10 protein-coding genes are annotated in these 16106 nt (G+C 54.6%); 4 read left to right on the top strand and 6 right to left on the bottom strand.

The genetic code is table 11. From position 1 onward, the window contains the following. Positions 1-298 precede the first annotated feature (298 nt). The 3 genes from V1599_RS04835 to V1599_RS04825 form a co-directional block, all read right to left on the bottom strand. On the bottom strand, positions 299-1777 hold the full coding sequence (locus V1599_RS04835; RefSeq protein ID WP_395301106.1) for a hypothetical protein: 1479 nt from the start codon (positions 1775-1777) through the stop codon (positions 299-301). Then, a complete protein-coding gene (locus tag V1599_RS04830; RefSeq protein WP_395301105.1) occupies positions 1777-5472 on the bottom strand; it encodes a hypothetical protein in 3696 nt (1231 codons plus the stop codon). Before V1599_RS04830 ends, V1599_RS04835 begins: the two co-directional genes overlap by 1 nt. A 226-nt stretch (positions 5473-5698) precedes the next feature. Then, a complete protein-coding gene (locus V1599_RS04825) occupies positions 5699-6862 on the bottom strand; it encodes an MFS transporter (protein ID WP_112013156.1) in 1164 nt (387 codons plus the stop codon). Between the two features lie 252 nt (positions 6863-7114). Between V1599_RS04825 and V1599_RS04820 the strand changes: the two genes are divergently transcribed. Further along, complete coding sequence (locus tag V1599_RS04820) at positions 7115-8026, top strand: LysR family transcriptional regulator (protein WP_112013155.1); 912 nt, start codon at positions 7115-7117, stop codon at positions 8024-8026. 58 nt (positions 8027-8084) lie between these two features. On the opposite strand, the gene proP is transcribed toward V1599_RS04820, so the two are convergent. After that, positions 8085-9587, bottom strand: a complete 1503-nt coding sequence (gene proP, locus V1599_RS04815; RefSeq protein ID WP_112013154.1) for a glycine betaine/L-proline transporter ProP — start codon at positions 9585-9587, stop codon at positions 8085-8087. A 644-nt stretch (positions 9588-10231) separates the two neighbouring features. Here proP and kdgT point away from each other — a divergent pair. Further along, complete coding sequence (gene kdgT / locus V1599_RS04810) at positions 10232-11224, top strand: 2-keto-3-deoxygluconate transporter (protein WP_112013153.1); 993 nt, start codon at positions 10232-10234, stop codon at positions 11222-11224. A 160-nt stretch (positions 11225-11384) separates the two neighbouring features. Here kdgT and V1599_RS04805 read toward each other — a convergent pair whose 3' ends face one another. After that, positions 11385-12260, bottom strand: coding sequence for a diguanylate cyclase regulator RdcB family protein (locus V1599_RS04805; RefSeq protein WP_395301104.1), 876 nt, complete (start codon positions 12258-12260; stop codon positions 11385-11387). Then, positions 12257-14611, bottom strand: coding sequence for a clamp-binding protein CrfC (crfC, locus tag V1599_RS04800; protein ID WP_395301103.1), 2355 nt, complete (start codon positions 14609-14611; stop codon positions 12257-12259). Before crfC ends, V1599_RS04805 begins: the two co-directional genes overlap by 4 nt. 583 nt (positions 14612-15194) lie before the next feature. Between crfC and V1599_RS04795 the strand changes: the two genes are divergently transcribed. Continuing rightward, a complete protein-coding gene (locus V1599_RS04795; protein ID WP_112013150.1) occupies positions 15195-15530 on the top strand; it encodes a zinc ribbon domain-containing protein YjdM in 336 nt (111 codons plus the stop codon). Between the two features lie 80 nt (positions 15531-15610). After that, positions 15611-16048 carry a VOC family metalloprotein YjdN gene (gene yjdN, locus V1599_RS04790; RefSeq protein ID WP_112013160.1) on the top strand — a complete coding sequence of 146 codons (438 nt, stop codon included), beginning with the start codon at positions 15611-15613 and terminating at the stop codon, positions 16046-16048. Positions 16049-16106 lie beyond the last annotated feature (58 nt).

Raw genomic sequence — 16106 nt, 5'->3', positions numbered from 1 at the left:
CGTTGCGAGGTGGCGTATAATACGCTTTCCTCTTTCAGAGTCAACCCGTTATTTCAGGATTTTTTCTCTTCAACCGACCGGGCTGTTTGTGAAGTGATTCACATCTGCCGTGTCGATGGAGGCGCATTATAGGGAGTTCTCGCCGCGCCGCAACCGCTAAATGACAGAAAAATGACTGACTGCTGCATTCCACAGCAAAACCCCGCCTTATACCCTTTTACACACAGACTTATCCACAAAACAAACGAACCCGTCTTGCGGACGGGTTCTGATTTACTGTTTTGAAAGCAATGTCACCTTAGAAGACGACGTTACCGTAGGCCTTTTCTGCAGAACGATCGTGTCCGCGCATACGCAGCATCAGGTTGATCAATGCGTGATTGAGCATATAGAGCCTGCCATCAGCGCCATCTTTTACCTGCGTCAGGTTCGCAATCACCCAGCTGGTCGCAGATTGATCCCCATAGCACGTGGAAGGCTCAAACATTTTGCGCGCCTGCCCCGCCTCTCCCAGCATCGTCAGCGCATAGGCGAACGGATAAGGCCTGTTGATCTCATCCTCGACGCATTTATCCATCGTGGCGAAGCTTTCGGCCAGTCGGCTGGTGAGCCGATCGGTAATGAGATCTTTCCTGCCGGTAATCAGCGCGGTCTCAAGGACATAAGAGCATGCGATGCCGTGCAGGAAATAGTTCTCCGAAGGATCGATGTTCGCCGCCGTCCCTGCCAGCGTTTCCACCAGCGCGTCGATGTGGGCCTGCTCCTGTTCGATCAGGCCAAGATTATAGACCGCCATAATATAGTAGAGGCCCATATGGGTTTGCTCGACGGGGGTGAGCGCGTCAAGCAGATCCCGCGCCTGACGAAGACGATCCTGCCGGAAATAAAGCGCCTGCCGTGCCCCCGTCACCGCGATGGCGTTCAGCATCGTGAGCAGCGGATAGATTTTGACAAACGCAGGCGACATTGGCTGCGGGAACGACGGATTAATGCCAATCGTATCCGCCCGATCCAGATAATCCAGCGTATGAATAATCGCATCCCCCACCTCTTCTTTTAATACAGGCTCCAGGCCCATCACGCTAATCGCGCTAAACAACATGCTCCCACCGCGCCCGCGGAAGAACGGAGACGGAATGTTATTAAGAAGGCTTAGCGCGCTCTCGATGTGGTTCTGTCGGCGGGTAATAGATAAAGAGGACTTGCCGCAGCTGGCCAGCGCAAAGAAAACGGACGTATAGGCAGAGAGCTTTTCATAATCGCCATGCTTACCGCTGTTCTCATCATGAATGTCGTTCGACTTAATCTGATGGACGGTATTAAAAAGCAGGCCCGACAGATCCACGCTCTTCTCCAGTACATCAAACAGGTTGATGTTCAGCTTCGCCAGCGCGTCAATGGTGATGGTGTACTGCATAATCCGCCGATACGGATCGGCCTCGTTATTGATTAAGAAAAGCAGGTTAGAGATATAGTCCAGCCGAACCTGAGGCTCCAGCGTTTTGCCGGGCTGGATCAGCAGGCAGATGAAGTCACAGAGCAGGGATGAAAAGTGGGTATAGTTATTCTGCGACTCGGTTTTTACCTTGAGCTCGTCAAAGGCGTCCTGTATCCAGCCGGAAAGCGTCTCGCAGAAGGGGATGGGATATTGGCCCAGCCCCAGGCCCCTCACAATCCGGCTCCATGGCGTCGTGATAATGCGGTTCTCATTATTCAAACGCCCTAAGGCGCGGTTCAGATCGGACTCGAATGAAGGTACTTCGTAGTGTTGCAGCATTACATCGCCTCTTTAGCAAGGTGTTCAACGAACGGCACGCTCACGCCCAGGAACTGGTCGCGCTTGCCCTGTAAAATCTCTAATGCCCAGTTGAGCCATTTGATGCCTTCGCAGTAGATCGCCACCGGCCTGCGCTGGGTGCGAATACTGTCTTTAATCGTGCCGTCCAGTTCGGACGTAAAGTGGAAAGGCGGCATCGCGGTGAAATGCGTGCCCATCATGAAGACAAAGCGCACCAGCCAGTACGGATCGTCACGCAGCCATACCGAGTTCGGGTTATCGAGCTCGTAAACCGCCCCCATCACCTGGGCAAAATACGTCTCCAGCCCCGTAATCGTGGGGTCAGCTAGCGGGTTGCTGTTGCTGTGTGCGCAATCGACAACCTGATACGCCCGCTGCCACGGATTGTCTGGCGTAAAGTGAATGTTTATGAGCGGGTTCTTCACCCCGTTCACGGTCATCTCAAGGGTGAACAGCTCGTTGTGGATCTCATCGTAATGGCCGATGGAGTTATGCCATGGCTTGTTGTCATACATGTAATCATCGCGGCACTCGGCGCCTTCGGTCTGAAAACCGATGGCGCGCGGATCGAGGAACCGAAGCTCAAGCGTCCCGGCGGTAATCGCCGCCATCGCGCGGGCAATGTCCTCCTCGCTTCGCTGTTCATCAATCAACGCTTGCACCGCCAGCAGAGGGGCAACGTTGCCAAGCTTAATGTTTTCGGTATTGGTATCGCCCATCACCAGCGAGTGATACCGCGGCTCCAGCATCCGCTGATATTCAGGGTGAGAACGGAAGATGTTCAGCAGAGGCTTAACGTTTAAATATTCGCATCCGTTGATCACGATCTTCTCGCTGTCCAGCAGCTCAGCGCTGAAGCATTGAGGCGCCGTTTGACGGCACAGCGCCAGCCGTTCTTCTATTTTCCTGAAGTAGGAGATCTCAAGGGTATTCCCAGCCGTCAAAACCCGATTCTGGCTATGAACGTTGTCGCGCAGGAAGGTGAAAATCACCTCATACAGCCGGGCGATAACGGATGGCGAAGGGTTATGACGCTGTATAAACTGGCTCACCTCCTCCCCTTCCACGAGGCTCATCTCGTAGATCACCTCTTTACAGGTGTCTTTCCCCACGCGCTCCTGGCTGGCTGGCGTCAGGATTTCGCGCTCCAGAACGGCATACACCTGAGGGAACCACGGCTTTACCTCCTCCGGCAGCGCGCGCAGATAATCCACCTGGCGCGCCGCTTTAGCGAACGGCGGCAGCATCACGCCGGTACCGCCGGGGTTCCATTTGGCTGCGGTAAGGGCCTCGCTCAGGATTTTGCGCACGAAGATGGGTTTCTCAGGCGCGCGCTGGATAAACATCGTCATGGACTCACTGCCGCCCTGGCAGAACAGAACCGGCACTTCGTCCGCTTCTATATAAGCGTTGACCGTGCTGCACAGCAGGTTTCGCCGGATAGCGTAATCCGACACCTGAAGAAACTCGTCGGTCAGGCAAAGCTGGGCCTCGCGCTCGCGCTGCTCGAGGAGCACCGCAGGATTGCGGCGCCAAATATCCGCGGCAGAGGCGATGTGAATAATGTCCGACTGGTAAGGCGCGGTCGCCAGCGAAGCGCTGGTAAGCTCGCTGTCGAGGGTAATGACGGATAAATGGCAATCAAGCGCAGCCTGCACGCGCTGTTCGGGGAAATCGCCCAACAGCATCTTAAAGGTGTTCACTTCCAGGTCCCGGTTTGTCATCAGCGGCAGCCCGCTAATCGAAAGCACCGGTATGCTCGGGTCGACTAACCCGGCGGCAAAGGTTTTCACCACGGCCCAGGCTGAAATTTTACGGCCCAGAGAGGAGTAATAATCGCGGCAGAGCTGCACCGTACTCTCAAACGTTGCGGCACCGGAGATAACCATGCAGGCCAGCCAGCCGATAAAATCATGGGTGACCAGGCACGTATTTCCTTCCTGCACCAGCCCCGGACGGTGCACCTTCATCAGTTCGAACGAGAGGGTCTGCAAAATAATGCGGCGAATAACCTGCGTTTCAGGCTGCGCAATCACGCTACGGAGCTGCAGGAGCCTGCGCAGCGGCTCACCCTGGTTGCGCTCCGCTTCAATGTACTGGCAAATATCGGAATAGCCCGGTGCCGCCTCCAGATCCGACAGCGCGTTAAAGACATCGCTATTGCTCAAGGCATCCAGGCTGGACACGTAAAAAAGCGTTTTTTCCGCGTGGATAACGAACGGCGTTTTCTGATGACGCAGCACGCCCTTCTCGGTCAAAATGTTCAGGTCCGCGTAGGTCTGGTTCTTATCGCTTTCCGAACCATGAATATTGCGCCGCAGGCGGGCCATGATCACCCGCTCGCCGTGCTGAAGGTAATCCCTGAAGCGCCAGCTATTTTTGTAGATGCTCTCTACGCCGACGGAAAGTGCACCGGGCACCACAAGCTTAAGGGACGCGACCTGATGAATAGCCTCAACGATCTTCGGTGAAAATTGTGCCGCCAGCTCCGCATGTTGACGGGCGACCCTCAGCCAATGGTCAATGGCTCCGCACACCTGGCCCGCAGTACGTCCTCTGCGAATCATACCCAGCGCGTAGAGCGCATCGACGACGGGCGCATCCTCCGCTCCGGTAAAGGCAAATGCCGGCGTGCGAATATCATTATCGCGCAGCATCTGAACCGATTTGTTTCCCAGCCCCAGCTCGATAATGGCATCGGCGTTGTATTCGTCGGCCAGTTTTGCCGTAGAGGCCGAAAGCATCACCTCATCCACCAGGGCAACGATCGCCGCGCGGATCTCCTCTTTGCGGGTCAATACCGCTTCACGGTGGTTAGCAATCACTGGCGTATGCGGATCGCTAAAGAGAATATTCTGATCCTGAATGAACTGCTCCAGCCCCTGCTTTAGCGGCGCAAGCTGTTTCGAGTGGGTAAGAAACGCGGTCGGGTCCTTAAGCTTGCACACCTCAATGGCCGGGTGGTTTTTCATAAAGATGTCGAAACACGACTTGATGCTGCTTTTGACGTAAAGGTTGACCTGCGCGTGGCTGTAAATTTTGTGCAGCTCAATTTCGCTTTCAAGAAACTCGTCCTTCAGCGCGCTTAAGGCGTCATCCAGATCTTTCGTTCGCCCCCGAAGCGCCACCACGTAATACGGTTCGGGCACGACGCGATGGGCATTTACCGTGGGCGGAAAATACGACGAAATTGCCCGGCTAAACGGATCGCTATGCTCCTGCGAGGCCAGGAAAATATAGGGAGTGAAAAAGTTAGCAATCTTCACCGCATCGGCCACGCTTAGCGCCCCGCTGGCCGCCGCGGAACTGATCATGCCAAAACTTTCGCCCGTCCAGGCGCTAATGTGTAAATCCAGACCCTGCGCTTCTGCCTGTGCCCGAAGCTGGGCCGCCAGCGCCAGATTATGAACAACAAAACTGGCCCCAATAAAGCCCTGCCGTTCCATCGCCTTCGCTGGCAAGGTTTCCTCAGTAATGATCATTTTTTCGGGACAATCACCGTATCCCATCGCCAGGGCCGCATCGCGGTAGATCTGTAAAATGTCCTGATTTCCGGCGCGTAATAATTCATCGCCAATATTCTGATAAGCAACCCGGCTGCCTAAACCGGGGAAAAATCCAACGATATTACATCTATTTGCTGCTTTATCATTTCCTGTTTTTAAATATTTCATATTGAGTCTCATTAACATTTGTATTTATGGAAGGCGTGACGACTCCTCTGAAATAAATCAGAGGCACGCAATTAAATAAAAAGTGTTTTAGAACTAGTAAAACAACGGGTATATATTTGTCGTTCGGATAATGCTGATAAGAGTCATTAACTCTTACCAGCACTTTTATTCAGAGGATGTTAATAAGTACGTATATCATCGCGAGAGTCGATATTGGGGAGAGAGCTTATCCCTGCACGCGGCTGGCTTTCAGCCCAACATTAAGGCTGCCGATGATCACGACGGCCAGTGCGGCCAGGCTCAACGCCGCGCCCACCCAAAGTGGAGAGACAAAACCGTAGCCTTTATCCAGCGCCATGCCGCCCAGCCAGGCGCCCAATGCGTTACCGATATTGAAAGCGGCAATGTTGGTGCCGGAAGCCACCGTTGGCGCATCGCTGGCATACTTCATCATGCGGAGCTGCAGGCCTGGGGCAGTAGCAAGCCCAACCGTTCCCATCAGCAGCAGCAGAACAATGGTCATGATTTGGCTATGCGCAAACGTTGCGAATGCCGCCATCACTATCGTCAACATCAGCAGGATGGTGCCGAGAGATTTATTCAGCGATTTATCTGCCGCTTTACCACCGAAAATATTGCCGACAAACGTCCCAATACCGAACAGCACCAGCAGCCACGGTACGGTCTGCGCGGCGAAGCCAGAGACCTGGGTCAGCGTAAAGGCAATGTAGGTGAAACCACCGATGACGCCACCGAAGGAGAGCACGCTCAGCAGGGCCGAGATCCACACCTGAGGGCGGTTAAACACGGCAAATTCACGGCTAAGATTAGTGTCCTGGTGCGCAGGCATGGGTGGAATAAGCGCTCTGATCCCCAGCATTGTCACCACGCCGATGACCGCCAGCGCCCAGAAGGTCGTGCGCCAGCCCAGCTCCAGGCCGACAAAGGTTCCCAGCGGAACGCCGACAATATTCGACACCGTGAGGCCCGCGAACATTAAGGAAATCGCCGCCCCTTTTTTGTCGTTAGCGACCATATCGGAAGCCACCACCGCGCCAACGCTAAAGAAAGCGCCGTGGCACAGCGCCGCCACAATTCGGCCAAACAGCAACGTTTCATAGCTGACCGAGAGTGCCGAAATAAGGTTGCCGACAATAAACAGCCCCGTCAGCAGCAGCAGCGTTAATCGACGCTCCATACGAATCATGACGGCCGTTAACAGAATTGCCCCAACGGCAACGCTGATGGCATATCCCGAAACGAGATAGCCTGCGACCTGTTCTGTTATGGAAAATTCAGCGGCTATTTGAGGTAATAATCCAACGATTCCAAATTCTGTTAGACCAATTCCAAATGCGCCAAGTGCTAAGGCAAGAAGACCCGTTGGCATTTTCATCTCCTGTCATCTTTTTTGATTTACCATTTACGAATAAGCAACATAAATGGAATATGTGGTTAGTTTGTTCTTAAATATAATAAGGCGCGGCGTATCACATATTTGTGCAGCCGCTGAATTATCTGGAAAAAAATATAACCAGAATGGCAGAGTTTTTGGCGCTCCTCTTTATGGCTACATCGATAATGAATAGTAGGGATTTGTCAGATATAGTAGTAATGAATTTCACTGATAGCAGGTATTACGATGGATAATCTCAGGAAGCTGGATCTTAATCTGCTGCTGACGCTGGATACGCTACTGAAGGATCCAAACGTAACGCGGGCGGCCCGTTCGCTGAACTTGTCGCAGCCGACCGTCAGCGTTCAGTTAGCGAAGCTGCGCAAAAACTTCGACGATCCGCTGTTCTTACCGGGACCGCGCGGGATGCGCCCCACCGCCAGGGCCGAACTTCTGCGCGCGCCGCTAGGCCAGGCGCTGGCGTTGCTGAATAAAGCGGTCTCCGCGCCCGGACCGTTTGTTCCGGCGGAGTCAAACCATACCTGGCAGGTGGTTGCGGCGGATTACTGCGAAACAACGGTGCTACTACCGCTTCTGAGGAATTTACGTCGTGAAGCACCCGGAACCCGGGTGGCGGTTGTTGAGAACGCAAACTCGCATATCGCCCAGGCGGGCGGGAAGGATAAGGTCGATCTCTTCTTTCACATCGTGGAGGAATCGCCTCCGGGCATGCGCTGCCGCATGTTGTTCAGCGAACGGTACGTGCTGGTAAGCCGCGTGGGTCATCCGCTGCTGAAATCCGCGCCAACCTTAAAACAATTTCTGGAACTGGATTTCGTCATTATCTCGCCGGACGGCGCAGGGTTCTGGGGAAACACCGACCGCGTGCTGGCGGATATGCGATTAGCCAGAAAAGTGGTCCTGTCGGTTCCCCACTTTATGTTTGCGGTATTTACCATCGCCACCACGGATCTGGTGGGCATGCTGCCGCTGCGCCTGGTTCGCGATAACCCGCAGCTGCAATACTTCGTGCCGCCCATTGATATCCCGGGCTTTGAAATGAATATGCTCTGGCACGAATACCTGCACCGCGAGCCCTCGCATAAGTGGCTGCGCGATCTCATCGTACAGTCGCTGGGTGAAGAAGAAGAGTCGTGAGGATCGGTGAAATTTGACGCAAAAAAAACCCGCCAGCGGCGGGTTTTTTTATCAGGCGTTACTCGTTAATCCGCGGATGCTGATCCACCAGACGAGAACGTTTTTTCTGCAGGTCTTCAATCTCTGCATCAATATCTTCAATTTTCTGCTCGACGTTATCGTAGTGCTCGCGCAGGATCTCTTTCGCCTCTGCGATATCCGATGCCGCAGGCGTCGCTCCCTTCAGAGGACGGTTCGCCGTCTCTTTCATGGTGAGGCCGGTAATCAAGCCCACCACCGCGATAACCATCAGGTAATACGCTGGCATCATCAGGTTTTGGGTACTTTCAACCAGCGAAGCGGCAAGCGTTGGCGTCAGGCCGGCAATCAGCACGGAGATGTTAAACGCGGCGGCCAGGGCGCTGTAGCGAATGTGCGTCGGGAACATCGCAGGCAGCGTCGAAGCCATCACGCCGATAAAGCAGTTCAGGATCACCGCCAGCATCAGCAGGCCCGCAAAAATCAGCCCCAGCACGTTGCTGTTAATCAGGATGAAGGCCGGAATAGCCAGCGCAAACAGCGCAACGCTGCCCAGAATGATGAAGGGACGGCGGCCAAAGCGGTCACTCATCAGCCCCATAATCGGCTGCACGAACAGCATACCCACCATGATGGCGATGATAATCAGCACGCCGTGATCTTCCGAGTAGTGCAGGTTATGCGACAGATAGCTCGGCATGTAGGTCAGCAGCATGTAATAGGTCACGTTGGTGGAAATCACCAGACCAATACAGGTCAGCAGGCTGCGCCAGTGCTTGGTAGCAATCTCTTTAAACGACACTTTAGGCCCTTCCTGCAGCCCTTCGCGATCGCCCTGCTCAAGCTTATCAACGTGCTGCTGGAACGCAGGCGTCTCTTCCAGCGCGTGGCGCAGGTAAAGACCTATAATGCCCAGCGGCAGCGCCAGGAAGAACGGAATACGCCAGCCCCAGTCGAGGAAGTTCTCTTCACCCACGACGGTGGAAATCAGCACCACGACGCCCGCGCCCATGACAAACCCGGCGATGGAGCCGAAGTCCAGCCAGCTTCCCATGAAGCCGCGCTTACGGTCCGGGGAGTATTCCGCGACAAAAATTGACGCGCCGGTATATTCGCCACCGACGGAGAAGCCCTGCGCCATCTTACACAGCAGCAGCAGAATCGGTGCCCATATGCCAATGGTGGCGTAGGACGGTATCAGGCCGATACAGAACGTACTGATCGACATAATAACAATGGTGATAGCTAGTATCTTCTGGCGACCGTATTTATCGCCCAGCATACCAAAGAACAGGCCGCCCAACGGGCGTATAAGGAAGGGAACGGAGAACGTACCGAGTGCGGCGATCATCTGCAGGCTGGGATCGGCACCCGGGAAAAACACTTTACCTAACGCATAGGCCACGAAGCCGTATACACCAAAATCAAACCACTCCATCGCATTACCCAGCGAGGCGGCGGTGATCGCTTTACGCAGTTTTGCGTCATCGATAATCGTGACGTCGCGCAGCGTGATAGGTTTTACCTTTTTCCTTCTAAGCATAGCTTTCCTCGTAGACTTAGCCCTGTCCGTTCCACAGTCCAGTTCGCGTTCTGTGAAGTGGAAATTCGCTCCATGCGAATCTCCTTATTCAAGCGTAGCAGGTTTACTTACATTGACGATAATGTCGATACAACCGAACCTGTTGACGCCTGTCTGGGCAGTTAGTGACATCTTTACCCTACCAGTGTTTATATTTGTGATCAACTTCACACATAATTCTTTGTCGCGTCAGCCTCCTTCAGTTTTTGTCAATTCGGGCAAATCCGCCTGCCCTCGAATATCTCTCAAAGACGCCTTCACGAACATCTTCATCGACCGCCCTAAAACTTAAACCACGTTCATTCACATCAGATTTACATAAATTTTAATTTCCAAAAGCAGGTAAATCTCTTTCAACAAAATATGTGATCGATACAACTAAAACAGTGTTTTATTTCTATTGAATCACAATTCCAATGATCGCATGATAATGACGAAAACCGTGCTTACCACGTTTTTGAATGAAATCTAATTACGTGTTTTCAATGAATTTTTATTGCATGGATAAGAATGTTCCGAGCGCGGAATGCGTTCAGTTCATTGAATTACATGGACAATTTTTGACTTCTCCGCCAGCGACGCGGGATAAGATTTGAGGGTTAAACATGAAGATTAAAGCCGCGATAGAACGTATCCCCGGCGGAATGATGCTGGTTCCTCTGGTGCTTGGCGCCATTCTAAATACCGTCGCACCAAATACCGGCGCCTATTTCGGCGGGTTCACTAAGGGAATGATTACCGGAACGGTCCCCATCCTGGCGGTATGGTTTTTTTGTATCGGTGCTTCCATTAATTTACGGGCAACGGGAACCGTATTACGTAAATCCGGCACGCTGGTTATCACCAAAATAGCGGTAGCCTGGATTGTCGCCATGATCTGTGCGCTGTTTATTCCTGAGAACGGCATTCAAACCGGCTTTTTCGCCGGGCTCTCCGTGCTGGCCATCGTCTCCGCAATGGATATGACCAACGGTGGTCTTTATGCCAGCCTGATGAACCAGTACGGCACGAAGGAAGAGTCGGGCGCGTTTGTGCTGATGTCTCTGGAATCCGGCCCGCTGATGACCATGCTGATTCTGGGCTCCGCTGGCCTGGCGTCGTTCGAACCTCACCACTTTATCGGCGCCATTCTGCCCTTCCTGATCGGTTTTGCGCTAGGCAATCTCGATCGCGACCTGCGCGATTTCTTCAGCAAAGCCACGCCGGTCCTGATCCCGTTCTTCGGCTTCGCGCTGGGGAATACGATTAACCTGAACGTGATCCTGGATACCGGCCTGCTGGGCATTGCGCTGGGCGTTGCGGTGATCGTCATCACCGGTATCCCGCTGATTATCGCCGACCGCGTGATTGGGGGAGGAAACGGCACGGCGGGCGTTGCCGCCTCTTCAGCCGCGGGCGCAGCCGTCGCGAACCCGGTGATCATCGCCCAGATTAACCCGGCGTTTGAACCGGTTGCCGCATCCGCCACGGCGCTGGTTGCCGCCAGCGTTATCGTGACGGCAATTCTGGTGCCAATCATTACCGCGCTTTATGCCAAACGCTTCGGGAGCGCGCCGGAAGCGCAAACCAAAGCACAGCCGGTTGAAGTGCAGAATTGAGGCGTTTCCCCCTCACCCTGGCCCTCTCCCCAAAGGGGCGAGGGGAAAAACCGCACCGGGAAGTCTCCTCTGGGATATGGGCGAAAACCGCACCTGACTATTCCCTCTCCCCTCCGGGGAGAGGGTTAGGGTGAGGGGTAAAGCATTATCTCAAGTGAACTCAGCCAAAAATCTCTTCTACCATCGCATCAACCAGCCGCTTCGCGGAACAGAGCCTCGGCATCCCCAGCGCGACCGTCTGCCAGTTCTGCGTCACCGACCAGCTCACCGGATGGCTGTCCGCCTGACACCAGTCCCCCAGCCAGCCCAGCATATCTTTATGATCCACCAGCGCCGGTGAGGCGGGGGTCGTCAGCCACTGGTGATAAAAGTGGCGAGTGGAGGGCGCGGCGTTGATCCCCTGCGCAAGGTAGTTTGCCGCCATGCCGCGCAGGTCATCCATAAGCATCGCCGCGACATCATCATTTGCCAGGCGGCAGGCATCGCCAAACGCCCCCCAGCGCAGCTCTTCAAGCGCAATATAGCAGCGCCCGGCCAGCGACCAGCCGTCATACTGCCCGGCGCGCCAGCGGGTAAAAATCTGCTCGCTGTGTTCCCCCGCCTGCACCGTTAGCCCGCGCTGCGTCAGCGCCTTTTCTTTATAGACGGCGCGCTGCCTGAAATGGGAGGCAAGATCGTCATATTGCTGCATCAGGCCGGGAGACAGCGGCGTGCGCAGGCTGGCCTGCTGGCGCACGGACTGCAATTTTTCGGTCATCCGCGTTAGCGCCAGATGGCCAGGGTCAAGCATGCTCGCCAGCTTTTCAGCCAAACCTAAGCGCAATGCCGCATTTTCGTTGAGCATACCGGTCATTGACCACGGCCGCAGCCGCGTATGAGTCATAATTTCCTGCGTTAACCGTTCGCGAAACTGCAGCTGCTGCGGGCCCTGGCGGGTATGACGCAGCGCATCTCCCCCCTGAACCAGATCGACCATAAATTTAGGATGAATACACTCCAGCGTCCGCCCGGGACCGTCCAGTAGCCGTGTTGTCATGGTTGCTCTGCTGCGAATAGGGTTTGAATATCATCACGTAACAGTCGGGTATCTTCCTGAATCCACGTCGCAGCGGTAAGGCTGTGTTTTAGCAGCTGGCCGAGCGCCCGCGTAGCGCGCTCATTTTGCTGACGAACTGCGAGGCTATCACGCAAGCTTTCCTGTAACCCGGTCAGGCATAGTGAAAATTCTGAGAAGAACGTTGCCATACCCGCCGTAACAGAGACATCGACCTGCGCCGCTAAAGCTTTACCAATTTGTTCACAAAACTGATCGATATGCCGCTTAAATTTGTCCCGCAGCTGGCCAACGTCGATAACATATCGGGTGCGCGCCACCACGTACTCTTCCCACCCCCAGCCCGGATTATTCAGCCAGCGCGACACCGTTTCCCGCACGCTTACCGCGCCCGAAGGCTGTCCCACCGTGCGGTTATCCGCCGCGATAGCATCGTTAAACAGCATCCGCGAATTGAAGTTCAGCTGATTCGCCTGAAACGCCGGGAAGCTAATCCGCGCCCGAAACCCGGCATCGCAGAGCTCTGCGTTAATGCGCGCCTTAATCGGCCGCATCGCCTCGTTCAGCGATCGCGCCAGCGTCGTTTCAAGCTGGTCAAAGCGCAGCGCCAGCTCGCGGCTAATTTTGCTCTGCGCGTCCAGCACAATCGTTTCGCATAAGGAGCGGATTTTGCTCAGCACAATTTGCGCCTGCCCTTCGTCCTCCAGAACCAGCTGCGTTGCCTCATCGGCTTGCGCGCCGGGCATACTGAGCGGATCCACGCCCGCCAGCGCCAGGATATGCTCGCGGCTGAACACCGGGACAATCGCCTGGTGCAGCGCGCTATGCTGACGCGAAATAAACTCACCGGTGCTAAGGAGCGCCTGTTCGACCTCATGCGCCACTTCGTCGCTGACCGCGCGCTGGCGCGTCTCCAGCATCGCCATATCGTCTTCAAGGCGAACAATATTCCGCTCCAGCTCGTCAAAAGCGACCGTCAGGCCCTGATAGCGAAAATCGAGATACTCGCGGGCGTTTTGCGCGTAGTTAAGCAGCTTATGCGACGCGGAGCGCAGGGCAAACAGCGACGCATTGGCGTACGCGGCGTAGATCAGCTTGCGGATGGGCTGCTCGAAGAGCGAGTCTTCCCACAGAAGATCGGCGGCATGGCGAATGTGGTCGATATCATCCAGATCGGCGGTACGCCAGCGGCGTCCCAGCGCCGCCTCGGCAAAATCCTGGACCCAGCGCTGCGTCTGGTGGTCGGGAAGCCGCCCGTGGGTCGTTAACTCATAGCGGGCGCGATTGGCCAAATACGCCCACATTGAGGAGACGGGGTAGATCTGCCCCGGCGAAATATTCCCCTTCATTAACGTACCGGAGATCATCGCCCGCACCTGCTCCTCATCGTCGCTGTTGCGATCTTTCTGATCGAACTTATTGACCAGCGCATAAAGCGGGACCGATTTCCCCGCGGCAGAGATTGCCTGGCGGACCTCCTCGTCGGAAATCGATTTAAGCTGGGTATAATCCATTACCGCCAGCACCGCCGAGGCGCGGGCCAGCTGCTCGCTAAGCATTTTTTGCAGGTGCGGCTGCCCGGCCTCGTTCGGCCCGGGCGTGTCCAGCAGCGTCAACTGCCCAAGATGGGCATCCAGCCCCGCCAGGTGGACAAACTCCACCTCAATCACCGGAATATTTTCAATCGCCGCGTATTCGGTAAACGGAAAGTCAACGCCGAGCGCCTGAGAAAGCCGCACCAGATCGTTTAGGCTTTTCAGGCAGTTGAATATTGGCTCCGCGCCAAGGTGGTGCTTCTCGAACGCTTCGCCTTTTTCTATACGCTCCAGCAGCGTATTCATGTCTTTATCCATTTCCAGACGCTGGGCCAGCCTGCCGCGATCGCCGTCGCTCAGCGCGCGCTGCAGCTGGCGTATTAAGGTGTCGATCGGCGAGGAATGGGAGAAATGCAGTACCGGCTCTTTTTGCCCCGGCGTATGGCGGATAAGCGTAGGGAGTGCCGTCATTGGCCGGTTGCGGTTCGGCAACACCTCCGTCCCCACGATGGCATTAATGGTGGTGGATTTACCCGCCTTCATGGTGCCGACGATCGCCAGCACCATTTCAAGCCGGGTTATTTTGCGTAATTCATTATTGAGCGTGGCCTGCTGAGCCTCCACGCCGCGCGCGCTGAAATGCAGCGGCAAAACATTGTTCACTTCACCCGTAATCGCAGCGGCCGCACCGTCCAGCATGGCCGTTGGCATGGATTTCAACGTATCAAGATTCTGCAAGGCGAGCTGTAACAAACGTTCAGCTTCCTGGCTTAATTCAAAAATAGTCTGTGTGTGCATGATAAAAGCCATCCCTTAACGCAAATTTATTACTTTTATTAAGCCGCGTTGTTTTAATTATGCTGTCTGGGCTTATATGATCACGTCTGGAAAACACGTTCATTAATATAACCATCTGATGGCTATAAGAAATAAACCAATACCCGTGTAATACGCGTAATACGTCCCTTGGCCGGGAAACCAAAGGGATGAGTGCGTCGTCCATTTTCAAGAAACTTCAGGATATATCCGTGATATTTACCCACCAAAAATGAGAGGTGATTTACCGCCGCAACAACGTGCAGGGCATCAAAGGATGAGGGTAAATAGCCGCGAGTTGCTTAACCTTATCCGAAATGGAAGGGCGTAGCAATTTGCTGCAATAAAATATTCGATATAATAAGTAATATTTCTATCCATGAGATGAATGGCATTAGCCCGGCTAAACGCCGTGAATACCCGCAACGTTTTCAGTTCGCTTTGCTTACGCGCAATATCACCGACAAAGGTGTGGGATTTGCGCTATACTTGCCGCCTTTTTCGGCATCCTGCCGTCATTTAGCTGGCACTTTCCAGCGTGTTAAGCACTTTTGAGGATATCACCATGCAACTCCCACACTGCCCGAAATGCAATTCTGAATACACCTACGAAGATAACGGCATGTTCATCTGCCCGGAATGCGCGCATGAATGGAACGATGCAGAGCCCGCTCAGGACAGCGACGCGCCGATCGTCAAAGACGCGAACGGCAACCTGCTGGCCGACGGCGACAGCGTCACCGTGGTAAAAGACCTGAAGGTCAAAGGCAGCTCGTCGATGCTGAAAATCGGCACCAAGGTGAAGAACATCCGCCTGGTCGAAGGCGACCACAACATCGATTGCAAAATCGACGGTTTTGGCCCAATGAAGCTCAAATCTGAGTTTGTGAAAAAGAACTGATTTTCCTGCCCGGTGGCGCTTCGCTTACCGGGCACGCGGGAACTAAACTTAACGGGCTTCTCTTACCTGAGGTAATGATTATGCCGTTAAGTCCCTACATCTCTTTCGCCGGTAACTGCGCCGAGGCCAGCGCCTTTTACCAGCAGTCGCTCGGCGCAGAACTCCTCTACAAAATCACCTTCGGCGAAATGCCCAAAGACGACCATGGCGAAGAAGGCTGTCCGTCCGGCATGCAGTTTCCGGACTCCGCTATCGCCCACTCCAACGTCCGTATTGCCGGCAGCGATATCATGATGAGCGACGGGCTACCGCCCGGCAGCCAGGCTCAGTACGCAGGGTTTACGCTGGTCCTTGATACCCAGGACGTCACGGAAGGCAAACGCTGGTTCGATGCGCTGGCCGCGGGCGGCAACGTCGAAATGGCCTGGCAGGAGACCTTCTGGGCGCACGGTTTCGGTAAAGTCACCGATAAATACGGCGTGCCGTGGATGATAAACGTCGTTAAGCAGCAGCACTGATCGTCGGGCGGTGGGCGGTCCGCCTCCGCCTGTCATCAAACCCGCCTCAACTCTTCAA

The organism is Enterobacter sp. ECC-175, from assembly GCF_043968675.1.
Classification (GTDB): domain Bacteria; phylum Pseudomonadota; class Gammaproteobacteria; order Enterobacterales; family Enterobacteriaceae; genus Enterobacter.
The sequence above is the reverse complement of the archived record's forward strand: the minus strand, read 5'-3'. Positions and strand labels throughout refer to the sequence as shown.

What these genes read in the sequence shown, in the direction of transcription:
- V1599_RS04835 (WP_395301106.1), bottom strand. Translation starts at nt 1,777, where the DNA reads ATGCTGCAACACTACGAAGTACCTTCATTCGAGTCCGATCTGAACCGC.
- V1599_RS04830 (WP_395301105.1), bottom strand. Translation starts at nt 5,472, where the DNA reads ATGAAATATTTAAAAACAGGAAATGATAAAGCAGCAAATAGATGTAAT.
- V1599_RS04825 (WP_112013156.1), bottom strand. Translation starts at nt 6,862, where the DNA reads ATGCCAACGGGTCTTCTTGCCTTAGCACTTGGCGCATTTGGAATTGGT.
- V1599_RS04820 (WP_112013155.1), top strand. Translation starts at nt 7,115, where the DNA reads ATGGATAATCTCAGGAAGCTGGATCTTAATCTGCTGCTGACGCTGGAT.
- proP (WP_112013154.1), bottom strand. Translation starts at nt 9,587, where the DNA reads ATGCTTAGAAGGAAAAAGGTAAAACCTATCACGCTGCGCGACGTCACG.
- kdgT (WP_112013153.1), top strand. Translation starts at nt 10,232, where the DNA reads ATGAAGATTAAAGCCGCGATAGAACGTATCCCCGGCGGAATGATGCTG.
- V1599_RS04805 (WP_395301104.1), bottom strand. Translation starts at nt 12,260, where the DNA reads ATGACAACACGGCTACTGGACGGTCCCGGGCGGACGCTGGAGTGTATT.
- crfC (WP_395301103.1), bottom strand. Translation starts at nt 14,611, where the DNA reads ATGCACACACAGACTATTTTTGAATTAAGCCAGGAAGCTGAACGTTTG.
- V1599_RS04795 (WP_112013150.1), top strand. Translation starts at nt 15,195, where the DNA reads ATGCAACTCCCACACTGCCCGAAATGCAATTCTGAATACACCTACGAA.
- yjdN (WP_112013160.1), top strand. Translation starts at nt 15,611, where the DNA reads ATGCCGTTAAGTCCCTACATCTCTTTCGCCGGTAACTGCGCCGAGGCC.